The 17,707-nt window shown below is 74.2% G+C and carries 15 protein-coding genes and 1 tRNA gene; 3 read left to right on the top strand and 13 right to left on the bottom strand.

The features are described 5' to 3' along the window. From leuB to thrS, 5 genes are all read right to left on the bottom strand, one after another. Nucleotides 1-1,095 carry a 3-isopropylmalate dehydrogenase gene (gene leuB, locus HWY08_RS15095; protein ID WP_308469074.1) on the bottom strand — a complete coding sequence of 365 codons (1,095 nt, stop codon included), beginning with the start codon at nt 1,093-1,095 and terminating at the stop codon, nt 1-3. Beyond that, nucleotides 1,092-1,673, bottom strand: a complete 582-nt coding sequence (gene leuD, locus HWY08_RS15090; RefSeq protein ID WP_176066652.1) for a 3-isopropylmalate dehydratase small subunit — start codon at nt 1,671-1,673, stop codon at nt 1,092-1,094. Before leuD ends, leuB begins: the two co-directional genes overlap by 4 nt. After that, nucleotides 1,673-3,106 carry a 3-isopropylmalate dehydratase large subunit gene (leuC, locus tag HWY08_RS15085; RefSeq protein WP_176066650.1) on the bottom strand — a complete coding sequence of 478 codons (1,434 nt, stop codon included), beginning with the start codon at nt 3,104-3,106 and terminating at the stop codon, nt 1,673-1,675. Before leuC ends, leuD begins: the two co-directional genes overlap by 1 nt. A gap of 107 nt (nt 3,107-3,213) precedes the next feature. Further along, the gene (locus HWY08_RS15080; protein WP_176066648.1) at nt 3,214-4,791 is read right to left on the bottom strand and encodes a 2-isopropylmalate synthase; all 1,578 of its coding nucleotides are present in this window, start codon (nt 4,789-4,791) and stop codon (nt 3,214-3,216) included. A 664-nt stretch (nt 4,792-5,455) separates the two neighbouring features. After that, nucleotides 5,456-7,408, bottom strand: coding sequence for a threonine--tRNA ligase (gene thrS / locus HWY08_RS15075; protein ID WP_176066646.1), 1,953 nt, complete (start codon nt 7,406-7,408; stop codon nt 5,456-5,458). Between the two features lie 157 nt (nt 7,409-7,565). On the opposite strand from thrS, the gene HWY08_RS15070 reads away from it, so the two are divergent. Further along, the gene (locus HWY08_RS15070; RefSeq protein ID WP_176066644.1) at nt 7,566-8,096 is read left to right on the top strand and encodes a GspE/PulE/PilB domain-containing protein; all 531 of its coding nucleotides are present in this window, start codon (nt 7,566-7,568) and stop codon (nt 8,094-8,096) included. Between the two features lie 59 nt (nt 8,097-8,155). On the opposite strand, the gene HWY08_RS15065 is transcribed toward HWY08_RS15070, so the two are convergent. The 6 genes from HWY08_RS15065 to HWY08_RS15040 all read right to left on the bottom strand — a co-directional run bounded on the left by HWY08_RS15065 (nt 8,156) and on the right by HWY08_RS15040 (nt 11,621). Then, a tRNA-Val gene (locus tag HWY08_RS15065) sits at nt 8,156-8,230 on the bottom strand. Nucleotides 8,231-8,334: 104 nt separating this feature from the next. Next, nucleotides 8,335-9,408 carry a metallophosphoesterase gene (locus HWY08_RS15060; RefSeq protein WP_176066642.1) on the bottom strand — a complete coding sequence of 358 codons (1,074 nt, stop codon included), beginning with the start codon at nt 9,406-9,408 and terminating at the stop codon, nt 8,335-8,337. 69 nt (nt 9,409-9,477) lie between these two features. Next, nucleotides 9,478-10,044, bottom strand: a complete 567-nt coding sequence (locus tag HWY08_RS15055) for a CDP-alcohol phosphatidyltransferase family protein (RefSeq protein ID WP_176066640.1) — start codon at nt 10,042-10,044, stop codon at nt 9,478-9,480. After that, nucleotides 10,044-10,472, bottom strand: coding sequence for a hypothetical protein (locus HWY08_RS15050; protein WP_176066638.1), 429 nt, complete (start codon nt 10,470-10,472; stop codon nt 10,044-10,046). The genes HWY08_RS15055 and HWY08_RS15050 overlap by 1 nt, the downstream gene beginning before the upstream one ends. A gap of 4 nt (nt 10,473-10,476) precedes the next feature. Continuing rightward, nucleotides 10,477-11,238, bottom strand: a complete 762-nt coding sequence (locus HWY08_RS15045; RefSeq protein WP_176066636.1) for an MBL fold metallo-hydrolase — start codon at nt 11,236-11,238, stop codon at nt 10,477-10,479. Next, the gene (locus tag HWY08_RS15040) at nt 11,235-11,621 is read right to left on the bottom strand and encodes a VOC family protein (RefSeq protein ID WP_176066634.1); all 387 of its coding nucleotides are present in this window, start codon (nt 11,619-11,621) and stop codon (nt 11,235-11,237) included. The genes HWY08_RS15045 and HWY08_RS15040 overlap by 4 nt, the downstream gene beginning before the upstream one ends. A gap of 92 nt (nt 11,622-11,713) precedes the next feature. Here HWY08_RS15040 and HWY08_RS15035 point away from each other — a divergent pair, with 92 nt between their 5' ends. Beyond that, entirely contained in the window at nt 11,714-13,330 is a 1,617-nt protein-coding gene (locus tag HWY08_RS15035; RefSeq protein WP_176066632.1) for a response regulator, read from the top strand. 97 nt (nt 13,331-13,427) lie between these two features. Further along, on the top strand, nt 13,428-15,281 hold the full coding sequence (typA, locus tag HWY08_RS15030; protein WP_176066630.1) for a translational GTPase TypA: 1,854 nt from the start codon (nt 13,428-13,430) through the stop codon (nt 15,279-15,281). On the opposite strand, the gene HWY08_RS15025 is transcribed toward typA, so the two are convergent. Then, nucleotides 15,227-16,780, bottom strand: coding sequence for a tetratricopeptide repeat protein (locus HWY08_RS15025; protein ID WP_176066628.1), 1,554 nt, complete (start codon nt 16,778-16,780; stop codon nt 15,227-15,229). The genes typA and HWY08_RS15025 overlap by 55 nt on opposite strands. A gap of 80 nt (nt 16,781-16,860) precedes the next feature. Next, nucleotides 16,861-17,571 carry a 50S ribosomal protein L3 gene (gene rplC / locus HWY08_RS15020; protein WP_176066627.1) on the bottom strand — a complete coding sequence of 237 codons (711 nt, stop codon included), beginning with the start codon at nt 17,569-17,571 and terminating at the stop codon, nt 16,861-16,863. Between the last annotated feature and the right edge of the window lie 136 nt (nt 17,572-17,707).

The following is a 17,707-nucleotide window of genomic DNA, read 5'->3' as shown; positions in this document are numbered from 1 at the left end:
CTAGACGGCGAGCCTCTTCAGGGCGTGGATGACGGCGGTGCCGGCCTCCTCGGTGCCGACCGGCCGCTCCCGGGTGAGATCGGCGGTGAGCACGCCGCGCGCGAGCGCGTCCGCCACCGCCGCCTCCACCACCGCCGCCTCCGGCGCGAGGCCGAGCGAGAGGCGGAGGAGCATGGCCGCGCTGAGGATGGTGCCGTACGGGTTCGCGATCCCCTTCCCCGCGATGTCGGGCGCCGAGCCGTGGATGGGCTCGTAGAGGCCGCGCGGCCCCTCCCCCAGCGAGGCCGACGGCAACAGGCCGATCGACCCCGCCAGCACCGAGGCCTCGTCGGTGAGGATGTCGCCGAACATGTTCTCGGTCACGATCACGTCGAAGGCGGCCGGGCGCGTGACGAGCAGCATGGCGCACGAGTCGACGAGCTGGTGCTCGAGGGCGACGTCCGGGAACTCGGTCCGCACCACCCGCTCGGCGGTCTCGCGCCACAGGCGCGAGGTCTCGAGGACGTTCGCCTTGTCGACGCTGGTGAGGCGCTTCTTGCGCCGCTGCGCCAGCCGCGCCGCCACCCGCACCACCCGCTCGATCTCCGGCACCGTGTAGACGCAGGCGTCGAAGGCGGAGGCCGCGTCGCGCCGCTTCTCGCCGAAGTACAGCCCGCCCGTGAGCTCGCGCACCACGACCAGGTCCACCCCGGCCAGCAGCTCCGGCTTGAGCGGCGACGCGGCGGCCAGGCGCGGGTTCACCGTCACCGGCCGCAGGTTCGCGAAGAGCCCCAGCCCCTTGCGCAGGGCGAGCAGCCCCTGCTCCGGCCGGACCTTGTCGGACGGGCCCCAGCGCGGGCCGCCGATGGCGCCGAAGAGCACCGCGTCGGCGCGCTGGCAGAGCGCGAGCGTCTCCGGCGGGAGCGGCGCGCCGGTGGCGTCGATGGCGGCGCCGCCCACCAGCGCCGGCTCGAGCTCGAAGATGTGGCCGTACGCCTCGGCGACGGCGCGCAGCACCCGGACGGCCTGCGCGGTCACCTCCGGCCCGATGCCGTCGCCGGCCAGGACCGCCAGGTGGGCGCTCACCCGCGGGCTGCCGTGGGCGAGCGCGCTCACCGCTCACCCCGCGCGCGCTCGAAGGCGGAGATGGCCTCGCCCTCGCCGAGCAGGTACCCGAGCTCGTCCACCCCGTTCATGAGGCAGTAGCGGGCGAAGGCGTCGATGGGGAAGCTGGCGGTCCCGCCGCCGGGCAGCGCGACGGTGCGGTCCTCGAGGCTGACGGTCACCTCGGCGCCGGGGGCGGCCAGGAGCGCGGCGTGCGCCGCGCGGTCGACCACCACCGGCACCAGCCCGTTCTTGAGCGCGTTGTTGCGGAAGATGTCCGCGATGGAGGTCGAGATCACCGCCTGGAAGCCGGCGTCGACGAGCGCCCACGGCGCGTGCTCGCGCGAGCTGCCGCAGCCGAAGTTGTCGCCGGCCACCAGGATGCGGCAGCCCCGCGCCTCGGGGCGGTTGAGGGCGAAGTCGGGGCGGGGCGCGCCCGCCTCGTCGTAGCGCCAGTCGCTGAAGAGCGCCTTCCCCAGGCCGACCTTGTCGGTGACCTTGAGGAAGCGGGCCGGGATGATCTGATCGGTGTCGACGTTCTCGCGGGGGAGCACCACCGTCCGGCTCCGGATCGCGCGCAGCGGTTCCACTAGAGCACCTCCAGGCGGCGGGGGTCGGCCACCGCGCCGGCCACGGCAGCCGCGGCGGCGGTGGCGGGGCTGGCGAGCAGCGTGCGGCCGCCGGCGCCCTGGCGCCCCTCGAAGTTCCGGTTCGAGGTCGAGACGCAGTACTGGCCCCGCTCGATGCGGTCGCCGTTCATGGCGATGCACATCGAGCAGCCCGGCTCGCGCCACTCGGCGCCCGCGTCGCGGAAGACGCGGTCGAGCCCCTCCGCCTCGGCCTGGCGCTTCACCGCCGCCGAGCCGGGGACCACCAGCGTGCGGAGCTTCACCTTGCGGCCCCTCATGACCCGGGCCGCCTCGCGCAGGTCGGGCAGGCGCGAGTTGGTGCAGCTCCCGATGAAGACCACGTCCACCTTCTGGCCGAGCAGCGCCTGGCCGGGGCGGAGCCCCATGTAGCGGAGCGCGCCCTCGAGCGAGGCCCGCGCGGCGGCGTCCGGCGCCTGCGCCGGGTCGGGGACGGCGCCCGTCACCGGGGCCGCCTGCGCCGGGTTCGTCCCCCAGGTGATCATCGGCTCGAGCGCCGCGGCGTCGATCGACACCTCGCGGTCGAAGCGCGCGCCCGCGTCGGTGGGGAGCCCGCGCCACCGCGCGACCGCCGCGTCGAAGGCGGCGCCCTGCGGCGCCTTGGGCCGTCCGGCGAGGTACTGGAAGGTCGTGTCGTCGGGCGCGATCATGCCGGCCCGCGCCCCCATCTCGATCGACATGTTGGAGAGCGTCATCCGCTCGTCCATCCCGAGCGCGCGGATGGCCGGGCCGGCGTACTCGGCGACGTGGCCGGTGCCGCCGCCGACGCCGAGCTTGGCGATGACGGCGAGGATGAGGTCCTTGGCCGAGACGCCCGGCGCGAGCCGGCCCTCGACGTGGACGCGGAGCGTCTTCGGGCGCCGCTGCAGGAGACACTGGGTGGCGAGGACGTGCCCCACCTCGGAGGTGCCGATGCCGAAGGCCAGGGCGCCGAACGCGCCGTGGGTGGCGGTGTGGCTGTCGCCGCAGACCACCGTCATGCCGGGCTGGGTCGCGCCCAGCTCCGGCCCGATGACGTGGACGATGCCCTGCGCCGGGTCGCCCAGCCCGTGCAGCTCGACGCCGAAGGCGCGGCAGTTCTCGACCAGCCGCTGCACCTGCGCCTCGGCCTGCGCGTCGCCGTACACCCACCGCCCGTCCGCGCCGCGCGGCGTGGTGGGCGTCGAGTGGTCCATGGTGCCGAGCGTGCGGTCGGGCCGCCGGAGCGGCAGCCCGCGCGCCGCGAGCAAGGAGAACGCCTGCGGGGTGGTCACCTCGTGGACGAGGTGCAGGTCGACGTAGAGCACGGCCGGCGTGTCGCCGGTCTCGGGCTTCACGACGTGGGCGTCCCAGACCTTCTCGAAGAGGGTGCGGGGTTGGGGCTGCGTCGGCGACATCGGTGTCGATCCTCTCGTCGTTGGGTGGCGCTCCGGCTCGGCCCGGGCCGTGGGGCGGCCCGGGCCTGCGCGCGGCGCGGACGGGTGCGTGTCCCTCTCGCGCGCCGCTACACGGTGCCGAGCTCCCGTACCGCCGCGGCCTCGGCCGGGACGGCGGGCTGCTTGAGCGCGATGCGGTTCACGACGTCGAGGTAGGCGCGCGCCGAGCCCTCGATGACGTCGGTGGAGAGCGCCCGGCCGCGGTAGACGCCGGTCTCGTGCTCCACCTCGAGCACCACCTCGCCCTGCGCGTCCTCGCCCACCGTGACGCTCTGGATCTGGTAGTCGCTGAGCTTGCCGGAGATGCCGGTGATGCGCTCGATGGCCTTGAACACCGCGTCGACCGGGCCGTCGCCGCCGCACGCCTCCTGGAAGCGCTCGCCCGCGCGGTTGCGCAGCGCGATGGAGGCGGCCGGCAGGGTGCCGGTGCCGCTGGTGGTGGAGAGCGCCTCGAGCTCCCAGGCGCGCTGGCCGGGGGCCAGGATCTGGCCGTGGATCACGAGCGCCTCCAGGTCGGCGTCGTAGATCTCCTTCTTCTTGTCGCACAGCACCTTGAACTCGCCGAACACCTTGTCGAGCTGCGCGTCCTCGAGCTTGTAGCCGAGGGCGGAGAGCCGCTCCTTCAGCGCGTGTCGCCCGGAGTGCTTGCCCAGCACGAGCGAGCTGCGGCTGAAGCCGACCTCCTCCGGGCGCATGATCTCGTAGGTCTCGCGGTGGGTGAGCATGCCGTGCTGGTGGATGCCCGCCTCGTGCGCGAAGGCGTTCTGGCCCACGATGGCCTTGTTCCGCTGGACCTGGAGGCCGGTCACCTGCGCCACCAGCCGGCTCGTCGGGTAGAGCCGCTCGGTCTTCACGCCGGTCGCGACGCGCAGCACGTCGGCGCGCGTCTTGATGGCCATGACGATCTCTTCCAGCGAGGCGTTCCCGGCCCGCTCGCCGATGCCGTTGATGGTGCACTCGACCTGGCGGGCGCCCACCATGACGCCGGCCAGGCTGTTCGCCACCGCCAGGCCGAGGTCGTTGTGGCAGTGGACCGACAGGATGACGCGGTCGATGCCGCGGACGTGCTTCTTGAGGTACGAGAGCGTCTCCGCGTAGGTCTGCGGCAGCGCGTAGCCCACCGTGTCCGGGATGTTGAGGGTGGTCGCGCCCGCCTCGATGACCCGCTCCACCACCTCGGCCAGGAACTCGAGCTCGGTGCGGGCGGCGTCCTCGGTGGAGAACTCGATGTCCTCGCACTTCTCGCGGGCGAGCTTCACGCCGTCGACGGCGCGGCGGATGATCTCCTCCTTCGCCATCTTGAGCTTGAAGTCGCGGTGGATGGGGCTCGTGGCCAGGAAGACGTGGATGCGCTTCCGGGGCGCGTCCTTGAGCGCGTTCCAGGAGGCCTCGATGTCGCCCTTGCTCGACCGCGACAGGCTGCAGATGGCCGGGCCCTCGACCTGGCGCGCGATGGCCTGGATGGCCTCGAAGTCGCCCGGGGAGGCGGCGGCGAAGCCGGCCTCGATGACGTCCACCCCCAGCTCGGCCAGCGCCTTCCCCACCCGGAGCTTCTGGGAGAGGTTCATCGACGCCCCGGGCGACTGCTCTCCGTCGCGCAGCGTGGTGTCGAAGACGACGACGCGATCCTGGCCAGGCTCGCTCACGGGGCCTGCTCCTTTCCGGTCGGGCGCGGGGGCGCCGTTGCGTTGCGGTGAACCATCGACCTTACCAGAGTTGCCGGTCGCTGTAACCGGACTGCCTACAGCACAGATGGACGGGGGGACGACGCTTCGGTTCGACATGGCGCTCCAGCTCCTGTGAAGGGGCTGAAGAGTGGTCTCGCCTGTCGAGGGACCTCTTCAGCCGGGGTCGGCGGAAGAGGTCGCGGCGCGAACTAGGCTACTCGCCGGGCCCCTACCGCCCGGCTAAGAAGTCGCAGCTCGCTGCCACGGAATGACATCGTCCGGCGAGCCTAGCGGCAACCATGCGACCCGTCAATAGCGAGAAGAGCGGTTCCGCCGGCACGGTGGGTGGACGCACGGTCGGGCCGCAGATCGTTCGCGTGCTGCGTGCGTCGGGGCGGCCACTCGGCGGTGCTCGCCAACGGCCTTCCGGGCTGGGACTGTCGATCGGTCGGGGAAGCGCTCTCCGCCAAGCAAGGCAACGTGCCACGCCGCCTCGGCACGTCGAGCTCCAACGCCGGCGTGGCACCGGCCTTGCTGGCCGGCCGTACGGAGAGCGGAATCCGCCCGCAGGCCGGCTGCGCTCCGGCGAGTGGCCACCCCGACTCCCGCGCGGACGGTTCGGACCGCGCCCCGGGTACGAGGGTCAGAACGGCGGCGTCGCCTCGCGCTTCAGCAGGTCCACGAACGCGTCGAGCGACATCGTCTTCAGGTCCTCGCCGCCGTGGCGGCGCGGCGCGACGCCCTGCGCCTGGACCTCCTTCTCGCCCACGATGAGCGAGAACGGGATCTTGGCGAGCTGGGCGTTGCGGATCTTGCCGCCGAGCGTGTCGCTGCTCCGGTCGAGCTCGGCGCGGTAGCCGGCCGCCTCGAGCCGCTCCACCACCGTCGCCCCCCACTCCTCGAACCGGTCCGAGACCGTCACCACCCGCGCCTGCACCGGCGCCACCCAGGCCGGGAAGGCGCCGGCGTAGTGCTCGGTGAGGATGGCGATGAAGCGCTCGAAGGAGCCGTAGATGGCGCGGTGGATCACCACCGGCCGGTGCTCCCGGTTGTCGTCGCCCACGTAGGTGAGGTCGAAGCGCTCCGGGGCGGCGTAGTCGAGCTGGATGGTGCAGAGCTGCCAGGTGCGGCCGAGCGAGTCGGTCACCGCGAAGTCGATCTTCGGGCCGTAGAAGGCGCCGTCGCCGGCGTTCACGGTGTACGGCAGGTCGAGGCTCTTCAGCGCCTGCTCGAGCGCGCCCTCCGCCCGGTCCCACAGCGCGTCGTCGCCGATGCGCTGGGCGGGCCGGGTGGCGAAGCGCGCGCTGAACGGGAGATCGAACGCGCCGTACACCTGCTTCATGAGCCCGACGATGCGCGCCACCTCGGCCTGGACCTGCGACTCCATCAGGTAGATGTGCGAGTCGTCCTGCTGGAACTGCCGCACGCGGGTGAGGCCGCCCAGCGAGCCCGACGCCTCGTTGCGGTGGAGCACGTCGGAGGTGAAGTAGCGGAGCGGCAGCTCGCGGTAACTGCGCTTGCCCATCTTGTAGATGAGGTGGTGCGACGGGCAGTTCATGGGCTTCAGCGACTGGGTGAAGCGCTCCTCGAGCGGCAGGCTCGGGTCGGCCTCGGTGTCGAGGACGAGGAACATGTTCTCGCGGTACTTGCCCCAGTGCCCGGAGGTCTCCCAGAGCCGCTTGTTGAAGAGGAGCGGCGTCTTCACCTCCTGGTAGCCGTTCTTCTTCACCAGGCGGTTCATGGCGTCGCGCAGCACGTTGAAGACGGTGGTGCCGTGCGGCAGCCAGAAGGCGGCGCCGGGCGCGTACTCGTGGAAGGTGAAGAGGCCGAGCGCGGGGCCGAGCTTGCGGTGGTCGCGCTTCTTCGCCTCCTCGAGCCGCGCCAGGTGCGCGTCCAGCTGCTTCTTGTCGAAGAACTGGGTGCCGTAGATGCGCTGCAGCATCGGGTTCTTCGGATCGCCGCGCCAGTAGGCGCCGGCGACGCTCATGAGCTTCACCGCGCCCAGCCGGCCGGTGGACGGCCCGTGCGGCCCGAGGCAGAAGTCGACCCAGTCGCCGTGCCGGTAGAGGGTGAGGGTCTTCGCGCCCTTCTGGGCGATGTCCTTCACGATCTCGACCTTGAACTTCTCGCCCTTCCCCTCGAAGAGCCCGAGGGCGGCGTCCATGGAGATCTCGTCCCGGACGAACGGGTGGTCCGCCTTGATCTCCGCGGCGATGCCCTGCTCGATCTTCTCCAGATCTTCCGGCGTGAAGGGCTTCTCGCGGGCGAAGTCGTAGTAGAAGCCGTCCTCGACCGCCGGGCCGATGGTGACCTGGGTGTCGGGGTAGAGCCGCTGCACCACGCTCGCCAGGACGTGGGCGGCGTCGTGGCGCGCCACCTCCAGCGCCTCCGGGCTCTTCGTGGTCACCACCTCGAGCCGGGCGTCGCGCTCGATGGGCCGCGCCAGGTCCACCGGCTGCCCGTCGAGCTTGGCGAAGTAGGCCGCCTTGGCGAGCCCCGGCCCGATCTGCTCCTTCACGAAGTCGGCGATGCGGGTGCCCCGGGGCGCCTCCTTGGACGAGCCGTCGGGGAGCGTGACGCGGACGAGGTCGGACATGCGCCTTCCGTACCCTCGGCGCGGGAAAAACGCCAGCGGGAGCTGGCGCGTCCGCCGCCGGCCGCCGCGACCGAGGCTGTCGGTGGACCCTGGGATGGTGCGCGGATCGCAATCTGGACATCATGGGTCCACGTCGAGGTTCGACGGCGAGGCGGCCATGGGGCGAGTCCTGATCGGCCAGATGCTGAAGCAGGCGGGGCTGGTGGCGGACGACCAGCTCGCGAGCGCGCTCGCGCACCAGCGCCAGTGGGGCTGCCGCCTGGGCGAGTCGCTCCTCCGGCTACGGATGGTGACGGCGGGCGAGCTCCTCGCGGTGGCGGCGCGCCAGGCCGGCGTGCCGCCCATCACCCTCGGCGACCGCTGGGTGCCGGCGGCCGTGCTCCAGCGGCTCCCCCGGGCCTTCATGGCGCGCCGCCGCGTCCTGCCGCTGGAGCACGTCCCGGGCGGCCGGGCCGGGCGGCTCGTGGTCGCCTTCGCGGCGGCGGACGACCTGGCGCTCGTGGACGAGGTCGCGTTCGCGGCCGGGCTCCCGGTCGACCCGGTGCTCGCCACCGAGGAGGACCTCGCCTGCGCGCTGGCGCGGCACGGCGTCACCGGGCCGCAGCGCGCGGCGCTCTGCCCCATCGAGCTGCCGCCCGAGCCGGACGAGCCGATGCAGCTCGTCTCCGAGCTGACGCGCTGCGCCTGAGCCGCCGGCCGAAAAAAAAGAGAGGGGCCGGCGTCTCCGCCAGCCCCTCGTCCGTCTCTTGGTAGGCCCGGTCGGTATCGAACCGACGACCCCCACCGTGTCAAGGTGATGCTCTACCACTGAGCTACGGGCCTGCAGCGCAGCGTTTCTACCCGCCGCGGGCCGGGGTGTCAACGCGTGTCGCGCGCGCCCGGCGCACCGCGAGGGCGCCCACGCGGGCGGGGGCGCAGCCCCCGATCTAAAAGAAGACATCCTCCGCCGGCCGCTGCAGGCCGCGCCACTCGCGCAGGCGGGCCCGCGGCCGCCCCTCCACCCACTCGACGTGCGCGTAGGTGAGCTGCGTCGTCCGCCCGAGGCTGCCCATGTCGAGCGAGGTCATCGCGTTCCAGGTGCCGGTGTTGATGTAGACCCGGTCCCGCGCGTACTCACGGTAAAGCGGGACGTGGGTGTGGCCCATGATGACGGTGTGGAAGCCCCGCCGGCCGAGGAGGTGCTTCGCCTCCCGCTCCAGCGTGGGGAAGGCGGTGTACAGCACCAGCCGCTGCAGGATCTCCGTCGGCGACACCTCGTCGACGTAAGGGATCTTCTTCAGCATCGCGCGCAGCGCGAAGTCGACGCTCTTGGCCGAGATCTTGAACACGACCGCCGGGTCGTTGAGGAGCGCCCAGGCGAAGTAGCGCCGGAACGGCGCCACCTTGTCGATGTACGGCCGGAGCGCCTTCTCCCGGTTCAGCACCTCGATGATGTAGCGGGAGCCGAGCGGCAGGTTGAGCGAGAGCTCCCCGCCCCGCTCCACGAAGTAACGCTGGGTGTTGAAGGCGTTCATCGGCTCGTGCTGCATGCCGTGCTCGATGTGGACGCCGTCGAAGTCGTAGGTGTCGAGGAGGTAGGCGTGCTTGCCGCCCACCGCGGCGCTCACCGCCTCGCGCACGCCGGCGAAGAGGATGCCGGGGTCGTGGTTCCCCATCATGAAGACCACCGCGTGGCCCGGCGCCGCCGCGAACCGGCGCAACGCCTCGAACACCAGCGGGTGGCCGCGGATGATGGCCTCGGTCTTCTCCACCGCCACCCGCTCGGTGATGGCGTCGTTGAGCCGCCCGTCGAGATCCACCGAGAGCAGGTTGAAGAAGTCGCCGTTGACCACGAGCTCGACCTCGTCGTCGGCGTGGTCGCCCGAGCGGTGGTAGTCGAGGAACTCGGTGAACTTGCCGTCGGCCCGGAAGTCCTCGAAGACGTTCACGGAGCCGTCCTCGCGGTACGGCCCCTTCCCCAGGTGGAAGTCCGAGATGACCAGCTTGAGCTTGCGCCCCATCCTGGGGAGAGCATAAGGCCCGCCCGGCCGCCTGGTAAGCGGGCGCCACTCGAGGGTGGGGCCGCGCGATCAGGGCGTGTCGGCCGGCACCCGCGCGCTGCGCACGAAGTACAGGAAATACTGGAACCAGCTCACCGTGACGCACTCGGCCGCGACGAGGCCCAGCGCGGCCACCACCGGCGCGACCTGCCGGGGCGGCCAGGCGAGGAACTCGGCCGCGAGCGAGAGGACCACGGTCGCCGCGATGCCGAAGGTGGCGTACTTGCCGATCCGGGTGGGGGCGACCGGGATCTCGCGGCGCAGCCAGCGCAGCGCCGCCGCCCCGGCGAGCTGCGCCGCGTCGCGCGAGATGACGAGCAGCGGCAGCCAGAGCGGCAGCCGGCCGCGCTGCCAGAGCGCGAAGAGCGCGCACGCGGCCAGGAACTTGTCCGCGATGGGGTCGAGGAACGCGCCCAGCCGCGAGTGCTGCCGGAGCACCCGGGCGGCGAGCCCGTCGAGCACGTCGGTGGCCGCCGCGGCGGCGAAGGCGGCCAGCGCCCGCACCGTGTCGCCCCGCGCGTAGAGGACGAGGAAGACCGGCGCGAGGACGATGCGCGAGGCGGTGAGCGCGTTCGGCAGCGTGAGGCGCCGCGGCATCAGGGCGCCCCGCCCCGGGCGAGCGCCTGCCCGAGGGCGCCGTCGAGCCGCACCTCGTACTCGAGCGCCACGCCGCCGTCCGCGAAGTAGCGCAGCGCCGAGGCGAGCCGCGCGCCGTGGAGGGCGGCGTCCACCGCGCCCGCGAGCGCCCGGTCGCGCTTCAGCCCCTCCCCCACCGTGCCCCCGGCGGCCAGGGGCAACGCGGCCACCGCCGCCCGGCAGCGCCGCAGCGCCTCGCGCCGCGCCGCCCGCCGGGTGGCGGCGCGCACGACCGACAGGTTGGAGGCGGCGTCCCGCAGCGACGGCGCGCCGGTGGCGGCGCAGCGGACGGAGGCGGGCGGCGCGCTCCCGGCGCCCGGCGACGGCGCGGGGTGGAGCAGCGCGGCGGCGAGGGGCGCGCGGAGCGCGGCGCGGAGGAGGAGGCGCACGCGGTCACCCCCGCCAGGCGTCGCGCAGCCCGCGCAGCGCCACGAACGCTTCGCGCGCGTCGCGGCACGGCAGGCCCCGCCGGAGGAGCTCCGGCCGGAGCTCCTCCGCCCGCAAGAACGGGTTCGCGGCCCGCTCGTCGGCGAGGGTCGTGGCGGCGGGCTCCTCGCCGCGCGCGCGCGCCGCCCGGGCGGCCTCGAGCTGCGCCCGGGCGGCGGCGTTGCCGGGCTCGAGGTCGAGCGCGAAGGGCAGGTTCGCCTCGGCGTAGTCGTGGCCGGGGTACACTCGAAGTCCGCCGTCGAGCGGCGCCACCACCCCGAGGAACGTCTCGGCCAGGCGGGCCGGATCGCCGCCGTGGCGGCAGTTCCCCGCGCCGCCCCAGAACAAGGTGTCGCCGGTGAGGAGGCGGCCCTCCCAGGCGTACAGCACCGAGCCGGGCGTGTGGCCGGGCGCAGGGTGGACCCGCAGCCGCAGCGCCCCGAGCGCGAGCTCCCCCGCGCCCGCCAGATCCTCGTCGGGCCGGTACCACCGCGCGTCGCCGCCGCCGCCCAGCACGCGCGCGCCGAGCTGCCGCACCACCTCCGCCGTGCCACCGGTGTGGTCGGGGTGGCCGTGGGTGTGCAGGACGAAGCGGGGGCGGAGCCCGTGCGCGCTCGCCAGCGCCAGCGCCGCCGCCGCGTCGCCGGGGTCGACCAGGGCCGCGTCGGCGCCGTCCGCGAGCAGGTAGACGTAGTTGTCCTTCCCGTAGCGGCGGCGGTCGAAGATCACGGCGCGTCGTCCGGGTGGTGGGAGAGACCGATGCGGTTGCCCTCCGGGTCGCGCAGGTAGAGCGTCCAGCGCGTGCGGTGGACGACCGGGACGCGCAGCTCGGCGAGCCGCGCCTCCCAGCGGGCGCGCTCGGCGGGCGCGATGCGGAGCGCGAGGAGGTGCAGCCCGCCCCGGCCGCTCCGGAAGCCGCTCGGCGGCGGCGGCTCGTCGGCGCGCTCCAGCGCCAAGAACCCGTCCCCCACCCCGAGCCAGACGGCGCGGTCCTGGCCGTCCTCGCGCGGCCAGCGGCGCACCACCTCGAGCTCCAGCACCTCGCGGTAGAACCGCTCGCAGGCGGCGAGATCGGCGCACTGCACGGCGAGGTGGTGGAAGGCGAGGCGCACGCGCGCAGGGTAGCGGCCGGGCGGGGCTCGCGCCAGGGCTCGGGCGGGCCCGGCGCCTCGACCACCCTCCCCGCCGCTGGTAGATTCCGAGGGTGCTGCTCGAAGGAAAGCGCGTGCTCGTCGTCGGCGAGGACGAGGACCTGGCGCAGGCCGCGGCGGCGGCGGCCGTGCCGCAGGGCGCCGAGGTCGTCCCCTGCCGCGGCGGGCGCGAGGCGCTGGCGCGGATCGACGCCGGCGGGGTGGACGCGGTCCTGGTGGACCTGCCGCTCGCCGACGTGCGCGGGGACGTGTTCCTGGTGGCGCTGCGCGATCGCGGGCTGCCCTGCGTCGCGGTCTCGGGCGTGCTGCGGGGGAGCCGGTACGAGGTCCTGGCGCGGCAGTTCGGGGTGCTCGCCTATCTGGAGAAGCCGTTCCGGATGGAGCGGGCCCTGGCGACGCTGGCGCAGGCGATGCCGGGGGCGTTCGATCCGGATACCGAGCCGGCGTACGGGGTGGCGGCGCCGGCGGCGCAGCGGGCGCCGACCCCGATCCCGACCGCGATCCCGACCGCGACCGCGGCCCCGAGCCCGGTTCCGAGCCCGGTTCCGAGCCCGGTTCCGAGCCCGGTTCCGAGCCCGGCTCCGAGCCCGACCGAGGTCCCAGCTCCGACCCCGACGGCGACGGCGACGGCGACCTCGACCTCGACCCCGACGGCGACCGCGAGCGCGACCGCGACCGCGTCCCCGACCCCGACTCCGACCCCGATCGCGTCCTCGCCGCCCCCGCTCCCGATCCCGGCCGCGCCCGAGCAGCTTCAGGTCGAGCCGGAGCCGGACCTGACGGAGCTCGACAGCCTCATCTTCTCCCCCGCCCGGCCGGCGCTCGACGACACGCTGCCGGGCGTCCCGCTCGTGCGCCCGCCGGCGCAGGGGCTGGAGCTGCCGCTCCCCTCCGTCACCCCGGTGCCCATCGCGCTGCCGCGGGACGCACCGGCGCTGCCGGAGGGCTCGCTCGAGCGCACCACCGTCCCGAAGCTCCTCGTGACGCTGTACGCCGCGCGGTTCACCGGGGCGCTCACCCTCGGGCGCGGGGCGGTGAAGAAGGTCGTCCTGCTCGACGGCGGGCACCCCGTGTTCGCCACCTCGAACCTGGCCGCGGAGCGGTTCGGCGCCCGCTGCGTCGCCGAGGGGCTGCTCACGCGCGAGGAGCACGCCGCCCTGATGGCGGAGCTCCCCCCGGACGCCTCGCTGGGCGAGGCGCTGGTCGCGCAGGGGCGGCTCGACGAGGCCGGGCGGGCGCACCGGGTGACCGAGCAGGTGCGCGAGATCGTCTGGAGCACCTTCGGCTGGAGCGACGGCGCCTACCGGGTGGTGACGGGGGCCCTGCCGCGGAGGCGCCGCGTCCCCATCGACGTCGCGCTGGGCGACCTCGTGCTGGAGGGGCACCGCCGCGCGAGCCGGCTCGAGGCGCTCCGCGCCGGGCTGCCCGGGCGGCTGGCGCTCGCCCCCCGCGCCGATGGCCCCTTCCCGCTCCACGAGCTCGACCTCTCCGCGGCGGAGGCCTCGCTGCTCACCCACGCCGACGGGACGAAGACGGTCCGGGACCTGGTGCTCCTGGCGCGCGCGCCCGAGCGCGACACGCTCGCCTTCCTGCAGGGCTGCCGCGACCTGGGCCTCGTGGACGAGGTGAGCCGGGTGCTGGCGGGCACCCGCCGCATCGGCTTCATGTAGGCCCGGCGCGCACCGTCACCGAGGGTTCGGCTTGCCGGCGGTGCACCCGCGGGCATATACAGTCCGGCCTTTTCTGCCGAACCCCGAAACGAGCCCCATGATCGCCCGCGAGAAGATCCGCAACGTCGCCATCGTCGCCCACGTCGACCACGGCAAGACCACCCTGGTCGACTTCATGCTCCGCCAGGCCGGCGTCTTCCGCGCCAACGAGCAGGTGGTCGAGCGGGTGATGGACTCGAACGACCTCGAGCGCGAGAAGGGCATCACCATCCTCGCCAAGAACACCGCCGTCACCTGGAACGGCGTCAAGATCAACATCGTCGACACCCCCGGCCACGCCGACTTCGGCGGCGAGGTGGAGCGCGCGCTGCGGCTCGTCGACGGCGTGCTCCTGCTCGTGGACGCCGCGGAGGGGCCGCTGCCCCAGACCCGCTTCGTGCTCTCCAAGGCGCTCGCGATGGGCCTCCCGAGCGTCCTCGTCGTCAACAAGATCGACCGGCAGGACGCGCGGGCGAAGGAGGTCCTCGACCTCGTCTACTCGCTCTACATCGACCTCGGCGCCAACGAGCACCAGATCGACTTCCCGGTCATCTACACCATCGCGCGCGAGGGGCGCGCCGCGCACACGGTCGCCGACGCCATGCACGCCGAGAGCCTGAAGCCGCTCTTCGACGCCATCCTCACCCACATCCCGCCGCCGCCCCGCCCCGAGCGCGAGGCGCTGCAGATGCTGGTCGACAACCTCGACTACGACGACTACGTCGGCCGCCTCGCCATCGGGCGCATCTCGTCCGGCGTGGCGCACGAGGGCGACGCCATCGCGGTCATGCGCGAGGAGGGCAAGATCGTCCCCGCGAAGATCGTGCGCCTCTACGCCTACGACGGGCTGAAGCGCGTCGAGGTGAAGGACGCCGGGCCGGGCGAGATCGTCTGCATCGCCGGCGCCGAGGAGATCGGGATCGGCGACACCTTCAGCGACCCCGCCTTCCCGGTGGCGCTCCCCCGCATCAGCGTGGAGGAGCCCACCATGTCGATGATCTTCAAGGTCAACGACGGGCCCTTCGCCGGCAAGGAGGGCAAGTACGTCACGAGCCGCAACATCCGCGAGCGGCTCTACCGCGAGGCGTACAAGAACGTCTCCATTCGCGTCGAGGACACCGAGACGCCCGACTCGTTCAAGGTGGTCGGCCGCGGCGAGCTGCAGCTGGCGGTCATCGTCGAGAACATGCGGCGCGAGGGGTACGAGGTCACCGTCTCGAACCCGGAGCCCATCCTCAAGACCCTCGACGGCGAGACCCACGAGCCGATGGAGCTGCTCGTGTGCGACGTCCCGGACGACGCGGTCGGCGCCATCACCAACAACCTCGGGCCGCGCAAGGGCCGCATGGTGGACATGCAGCCGCTCGGCTCCGGCCGCACCCGCCTGCAGTTCCGCGTCCCGGCGCGCGGCCTCATCGGCTTCCGCGGCGAGTTCCTCACCCTCACCCGCGGCGAGGGCATCATGTCCTCGCAGTTCGACGGGTACGAGCCGTGGCAGGGGCGCATCGAGAAGCGCAAGACCGGCGCCATCGTCTCCGACCGCGTCGGCGAGGTGGTGGCCTACGCCTGCTTCTACGGCCAGGAGCGCGGCGCGCTGTTCGTGAAGCCGGGCGACCCGGTCTACACCGGGATGATCGTGGGCGAGCACAGCCACGAGAACGACCTCGACTTCAACATCTGCAAGGAAAAGAAGCTCACCAACATCCGCGCCGCCGGCCGCGACGACAACATCCTCCTCACGCCGCCCCGGGAGATGTCGCTCGAGAAGGCCCTGGAGTGGATCGCGGAGGACGAGCTGGTCGAGGTGACCCCGCAGAGCATCCGGCTCCGGAAGAAGTTCCTCGACCCGACCACCCGCTACAAGCTCGAGCGCGATCGCAAGCGCGGGTCGGCGTCGCCCGTCTCGGCCTGAGCCTCGCGCAGCCCGGCCGCGAGCTGCAGCGCGTCCGCCTGCCCGCGCGCGACGGCCAGCACGCGCTCCGCCTCGGCCAGCGCCTCCGCCGGCCGACCCAGCGCGGCCAGCGCCCGCGCGTGCAGGAGCCGCGCGCGCCACCGGCCCGGCTCCGCCGCCACCGCGCGCTCGAGCAGCGGCACGGCGCGCGCCGGATCGCGCGCCGCGAGCGCGACCAGGCCGGCGTTCTCGAGCGCCGCGGGGAGCGCGGGGGCGAGCGCCAGCGCCCGCTCCAGCTCGGCCCGGGCCCCCGCCGCGTCCCCCAGCGCCCACAGCGCCGCCGCCAGGTCGTCGTGGAGGCCGGCCGCCTCCGGGCCCTCCGGGGCGCCCGCGGCGAGCGCCCGCTCGAGGAGGAGCCGCGCCTCCCCTGCCCTCCCCCCCGCCAGCGCCTCCCGCGCGAGCGCGCCCAGCGCCGAGGCGTCGCCGGCGAACGCGGCCAGCCGCTGCGCGGGCGGCGCCCCCTCCGGCGCCGCGCTCGGCCGGAGCGGCGCCACCCGGCCTTCGAGCTGCGCGGCCGGCGGCGCGCGCAGCGGCGCGGCGGCGGTGAGCCGGCGCGCGCGCTCCAGCTCGGCGCGGGCGCGCGGCGGGGCGGCCGCGCCGGCGGCGCGGAGCGCGCGCTCGCGCAGCGCCAGGGCGCGCCCGGGCGCGCCGGTGGCGTCGAGCAGGTCCGCCAGCGCGAGCAGCGCGCCGGGGCCGAAGGACAGCAGGCGCTCGGGCGCCCCCGCCAGGCGGTCGAGCGTGGCGAGCGACGCCGCGGAGCGGGCCGCGAGGCCCCGCCGGAGCGCGGCCAGCGCGCCCTCGGCGTCGGTCGCGCCCAGGGCGACCTCGGCCAGCCGCGCCTCCGCCCAGGCGCGCAGCGCGGGCCGCGGCGCCCGGGCCGCCACCTCGAACGCGGCCCGGGCCCGGGTGAGGTCGCCCTCGCGCAGGTGGTGCTCGCCGAGCGCGAGCCAGCCCTCCGCCGCGAGCGGGCTCTCCGGGTAGCGGCGCACCAGGCGGCCGAGCCAGCGCAGCGCGTCGCGGCCCCGGCCGATCCGGTCGGCGTCGCCGCCCGCCACGAGGAGCGCCTCCGGCGCGCGCGCGAACGGGAGCTCCTGCCCGGCCTCCAGCGCCCGCTCGGCCAGCCGCACCGCCTCGGCGCGGCGCACGTCGCCGCGCGGCGTGGCGTTCGCCGGCGCGGGGCGCTGCGGTGGCCCGGCGCGCCAGCGCGCCAGGTCCTCGTCGCGGGCGCGCCGCTCCTCGGCCTCCGTCGCCTCCGCCTCGGCGTGGCGCGCCAGGGCGAGGTCGAGGAGGAGGTCCGGGCGGCGCGGGTCCTCCGGCGGCAGCGCGTCCACCGCCGCCTCGGGGAGGACGCCGGCGGGCGACGGCAGCTCGGGCGCGGGCGGCTCGGACGGCTCCGCGCGCGCGGCGCCGGCCAGCAGCAGCGCCGCGGCCCCCACGAGGCACCACCCGATCCTCGCCACGTCCCGACCTCCTCCAAACGAGACGCGCCGCCCCCCGGTGCGAGGAGCGGCGCGCGGAAATCACGGCTGGAGCGAAGGCGCTAGACCTTCGGCTTCGCGCGCTGACGCTCCTCCTGCTTCTGCTTCGGCTTCGGCTGGCCCTTGGCGGCCGTGTTCACGAAGACCAGCCCGTCGTTGTGGCCGGGGATCGCGCCGGTGACGAGCAGGAGGTTCTTGTCCGCCTCGATGCCGGCGACGAAGAGGTTCTGGATCGTCACCTGGTCGGTGCCGTAGTGGCCGGGGAGGTGCTTGCCCTTCCACACCTTGCCCGGCGTCTTGCGCTGGCCGACCGCGCCGATGTGCCGGTGGTGCTCGTGCGCCGTCGAGCTGTCGCGCGCCGCGCCCTTCATGCCCCACTTCTTGAAGACGCCCTGGAAGCCGCGCCCCTTGGTCACGCCGGTCACGTCGATGCGCTGGTTCGACTTGAAGACCTTGTCGACGGTGAGCACGTCGCCGGCCTTGAGCTCGCCGAGCAGCTTCGCGTCCTTGACCCGGACCTCCTGGAGGTGCCGGAAGACGGGCGTGCCCGCCTTCTTGAAGACCCCGAGCTCGGGCTTCGAGAGCCGGTACGCGTGCTTCTCGTCCACCGGCGCGAAGCCGATCACGACCGCGTCGTACCCGTCCTTCTCGGCCGTCTTGCGGCGGACGACGGTGCAGGGACCGCACTCCAGGACGGTGACGGGGATGCAGTCACCGGCGGCGTCGAAGATCTGCGTCATGCCGACCTTCTTCGCCAAGAGACCCGTTGCCATGAGAACCTCGCATTGGTCCGCCGCGCGCCGTTCGGCCGGGGAGGACGTGCCTGTGGGAAAGGGCCGCGCCGCGAGGCGGCGGCAGCCCGGGGAGCGCTGCTTCTAGCCGAGCCCGCGGGGCCTGTCAAGAATGGAA

Origin of the sequence: Anaeromyxobacter diazotrophicus, assembly GCF_013340205.1 — a bacterium.
Classification (GTDB): domain Bacteria; phylum Myxococcota; class Myxococcia; order Myxococcales; family Anaeromyxobacteraceae; genus Anaeromyxobacter_A; species Anaeromyxobacter_A diazotrophicus.
The sequence above is the reverse complement of the archived record's forward strand: the minus strand, read 5'-3'. Positions and strand labels throughout refer to the sequence as shown.

Bases quoted from the DNA above. Each gene is read 5' to 3' on its own strand.
- HWY08_RS15055 (WP_176066640.1), bottom strand. From the start codon at position 10,044: ATGCCGCGGCGCCTCACGCTGCCGAACGCGCTCACCGCCTCGCGCATC.
- leuC (WP_176066650.1), bottom strand. From the start codon at position 3,106: ATGTCGCCGACGCAGCCCCAACCCCGCACCCTCTTCGAGAAGGTCTGG.
- thrS (WP_176066646.1), bottom strand. From the start codon at position 7,408: ATGTCCGACCTCGTCCGCGTCACGCTCCCCGACGGCTCGTCCAAGGAG.
- HWY08_RS15070 (WP_176066644.1), top strand. From the start codon at position 7,566: ATGGGGCGAGTCCTGATCGGCCAGATGCTGAAGCAGGCGGGGCTGGTG.
- typA (WP_176066630.1), top strand. From the start codon at position 13,428: ATGATCGCCCGCGAGAAGATCCGCAACGTCGCCATCGTCGCCCACGTC.
- rplC (WP_176066627.1), bottom strand. From the start codon at position 17,571: ATGGCAACGGGTCTCTTGGCGAAGAAGGTCGGCATGACGCAGATCTTC.
- HWY08_RS15060 (WP_176066642.1), bottom strand. From the start codon at position 9,408: ATGGGGCGCAAGCTCAAGCTGGTCATCTCGGACTTCCACCTGGGGAAG.